The organism is Dialister succinatiphilus YIT 11850, assembly GCF_000242435.1.
GTDB lineage: Bacteria > Bacillota > Negativicutes > Veillonellales > Dialisteraceae > Dialister > Dialister succinatiphilus.
On sequence record NZ_JH591187.1, the window covers coordinates 477,838 to 481,482 of the forward strand.

The 3,645-nt window shown below is 51.2% G+C and carries 3 protein-coding genes; 2 read left to right on the forward strand and 1 reads right to left on the reverse strand.

Going from position 1 to position 3,645, the window contains the following annotated elements:
- Window positions 1–378: 378 nt before the first annotated feature.
- Window positions 379–1,509, reverse strand: coding sequence for a hypothetical protein (locus HMPREF9453_RS01985; RefSeq protein ID WP_008858890.1), 1,131 nt, complete (start codon window positions 1,507–1,509; stop codon window positions 379–381).
- 69 nt (window positions 1,510–1,578) lie between these two features.
- Here HMPREF9453_RS01985 and HMPREF9453_RS11860 point away from each other — a divergent pair, with 69 nt between their 5' ends.
- Both HMPREF9453_RS11860 and HMPREF9453_RS12050 read left to right on the forward strand, forming a co-directional pair.
- Window positions 1,579–1,791: a hypothetical protein gene (locus HMPREF9453_RS11860; RefSeq protein ID WP_148363678.1), complete on the forward strand. Its 213-nt coding sequence runs from the start codon at window positions 1,579–1,581 to the stop codon at window positions 1,789–1,791.
- Between the two features lie 22 nt (window positions 1,792–1,813).
- Window positions 1,814–3,645: ESPR domain-containing protein (locus tag HMPREF9453_RS12050; protein WP_008858891.1), on the forward strand; the 1,832-nt coding region annotated here is incomplete at its 3' end.

Here is a 3,645-nt window from a genome sequence, read left to right on the forward strand (position 1 = left end):
TATGACACTGAAAAGTAAATCCCGTAACGTTCTTGCGTCCCCTTTAGGGGAAGAGGGCCACGAAGTGGCGAAGGGATGTACGAGGGTAAGAATGAATATGACACTCGATGTGGACGTGACCGCCGAAAGGCGGCATTATAATATTCATCGCCCGATAGGGCGATACCGCAACCCTCAGCGCCGCAGGCGCTGTCGCCCCCTGAGCGCTAGCGAACACAACCCTTCGACACAACCTGCGGCGCCAGCCGCGCCCCCTTGTTTAATCTGCGGCGAAGCCGCCACCACAACCCTCAGCCCGAAGGGCCGTCAAACTTAAGAACCTTTAGAACCCTCGGGACGAAGTCCCGTCAACCCTCACGCCGCAGGCGTGTCCACAGATCAAAAATAGGCCGTCACGCTGGTACCCAGCACATACTCATGGAAGTCCCCGGTCACAATGCCGCTGCTTCTATTTTTCAGGGAGAATCCTTCCAGCGCCCACACCAGTCCCTTTACCGGTACGAAATCAAGGCGGGCGCCCCAGCCGGAAAAGCCCATGCGGCGGAAGAAGGTGGTGTCGGCGTCCATGGTGGGAGCGAGAAGGGCAGAGGAGGGGAGGTGGTAGTAACGAACCCAGACTTCATAGCTTCCCGCCCGTTTCGGATCTGCTTCCCCGTACATCGCCGCTGCCACATAGCCCGGTTTCGTTTCGCTGAAATGGTCCTTTTCATGATAGCCGTGGGAGAGGACGTAGTCCACACTGAAGGTCCAGTCCTCATTGGGAGAGTAGGCACCCTTTACTACGCCTACCTGCTGGCGGTCAAAGCGCTCTCCCGATTTCCCGGAAGGCGAAAGGACCGGTATGGATTCCTTATGGCCGTGGATGGCTCTGAAATCGGCATAGGCGCTGTGAATAAGCCATTTGCCCAGGGTTCTCTTATTTTCCAGCACCAGCACCTTCCTTGATTTCGAACGGTCCTCCGCGGTACGGCCGTAGAAGAAGACAGACCGCCCCGGTCCCTCATCATCATGGCCATAGCGGATGCGGAAACCGTCCATTTTCTTGTCCAGCAGATCCCCGTCCATGAGGTAATAGTTCAGCCGCCCTGCCTCCATCTTGAGGCTCTCATTTTCGTACTGCAGGTAAGCCCGGGAAAGGAAAAGATGGTGACTGCTCCCCGGCCCCTGATCTATGCGGTTGTCCTCCAGCGCCGTTTTCAAAAGCAGATGGGGCGTCAGGCGGAGCACAGGAAACAGGCGGAAACGCCGCGTTTCCATGGTCACCTTCTCATCCTGCCTCTTCCAGGTCCCGCTCTTGGGTGACAGGGCCTTTCCGCGAAAACGGCCATTTCCGTAGAGCCAGCGGTAATCGCCATGGATTTCAAACCATGGAACCTTTTCTTCCTGTTTCTCCAAAGCAGCTCCCGCCTTTTCCAGATTTCCCATATCCTCAGGAACCGGGCTTTCCCCATGGCAGAAAGACCAGGGAAGGCATGCCAGAAGCATGGACAGGACCATTCTTTTCCACATAGGACACCTCTCTTTATGAAATCTTCATACCCCTGAATGTATCATATCATGAAATAAGACACTCCCCAAATGGAAAACCTGTACTTTAGTATAGGTTTTTTTCATTTTTATTTTGCTATAATCAGGCCGGAAAAGGGAAAAGGGCCTTGGCCAAAGGCCGGAAAGCCCGCCATCCCGGAAAAGACAGCTCCGCCATATTCGTCGGAAACAATAAAGAAAGGAGGAAACAGAAGCATAGGAGAATCGGCGCCGGCAGGAGTAATGAAAAGAGAAAGAAGGTAAGAAGTATAAAGGAGGGACCCCTATGAATCGGGTATACAAAGTCATCTGGTCTAAAGCAAAACATTGTTATGTGGTCACGTCTGAAATTGCAAGGAGCGTCACCAAGAGCGCCTCTTCCGCCCGCTCGGCAGGCAGGAAAGGAGCCGCCGTCCTGGCAATGGCAGCTCTCTTATTCACAGCTGGCGGCGTATTGGGTGAAGCGGCGAATGTTACTGATATCACTGTCAACGATACGGGCAATGTGATTACGGTGACTAAGGATGTTGGTGATCCGACACCTATCACCATAGACAACGTAGCCCATGCCAAAGATGCAGACTATGCCAAAGAAGCAACCAAAGCCTACAGTGATGGTGATGGACTTGTAATTAAGAACACCTATGCGAAAGTGGATACTGATGGCAAGGTTGCTAAGGCAGTAGCAGCGGACAGCGCAGAACAAGCTACCAAGGATGGTAAAGGAAATGAAATTTCTTCCACCTATGTAAAGATAGCCAATGCAAAAGTCAGCACTGACGGAATCTGTGTAAAGGTAGCCAATACAGTAGGAAAAAATTTATCCGCTCTGGATGAGCAGGTCAAAAAGAATACTATGGCAGTTGTAGAGGTAGGCGAAACAGCAGGCAAAACTTTTACTGACTTGTATGCGAAGGTCCAAACCAATGCCGATGCAGTGGCGGCTGAAGAAACTGCTCGCAAACAGGCCGACCAGAATAACCTCAAAATTGATGGTGACGGTGTGGTTTCCATGGTTAAAGACGACAGCAAACCGGCTGTGGACAAACTGGTGCTGAATAAAGATGACAAAAACCAGATTACCCTCAGCAAAGATGGAATCAAAGTGGGCCTGAATAGTGGAGTCATGGACAAAGACGGGTTCTATGCCGGTGGCGATACAGCTGATGAGGCGAAGGCAGCTCTAAAGGCTGATGGTTCCATCAAAGGCGCAGATGGCAAGTTCACCGTGGATAAATATGGCAACGCTGACATCGGTGGTGACCTGACTGTAGATAAAAATCTCACCGTCAACGGAACCTTTGATTCCAAGACACTCTCCAGCACGGTGGATGCAAAAGATGACTACACTACCATTAATGGCGGCAATGTGACATCCGAAGTCAATGACAAGGTTGGCGCTGTGGAATACACGGCAGAATCCATTTTCAATAAAGATGGCAGCTCTATCACCGTCAGAACCGATGAAGGGATCGTAGACTCCACAGGAAAATCCATCGTAGGGGCGAAAGAAATCAGCCAGTACCTGGGCGATAACGCAAAACCAGACGGCTCCCAGAAGAACGTCACTAGAAAAATGATCCGCAATAATGACGGCACCTTCTCCATGGAAGACAAAGCAGTGGATGAAGGCAAGTCCTCCACCGTCAGCCAGAATGCAGAAGAAAGAAAGGTTACTGTAATTGATGGAAATAACAAAGCCTCCACCAACCTGAGCAATAAAGGATTCAATACCTACGCTAGTGACGGAAAAAACAAGACCTACACCAAGCAGACTGCTACGGATATCAAGAATACCGCTGAAAAAGGAATGATTTCCCATACGGCTAAGAACCTGGTGAACACGGCTTCCGAAAACATGACCAACACCGTTGACAAAGACCTGACCACCACTGTCGGCGGCAATGAAACCCGTACGGTGAAAGGCACCTTGACCGAAACGGTAACGGGCAATGTGACGGAAGATTACAAGGCTGACCTCTCCACCAAGGTGGGCGGCAATGAAACCCATGCGGTAACTGGGAACCAGACGGTTACGGTATCTAAAGACCGGACAGTCAATGTGAAGGGAACAGAAACTGAAAACTTCAATGCCCAGGTCACCAACGTCAAGACAGA

Excerpts from the sequence above, each read along its gene's own strand:
- HMPREF9453_RS11860 (WP_148363678.1), top strand. The coding sequence starts at position 1,579 with ATGGAAAACCTGTACTTTAGTATAGGTTTTTTTCATTTTTATTTTGCT.
- HMPREF9453_RS01985 (WP_008858890.1), bottom strand. The coding sequence starts at position 1,509 with ATGTGGAAAAGAATGGTCCTGTCCATGCTTCTGGCATGCCTTCCCTGG.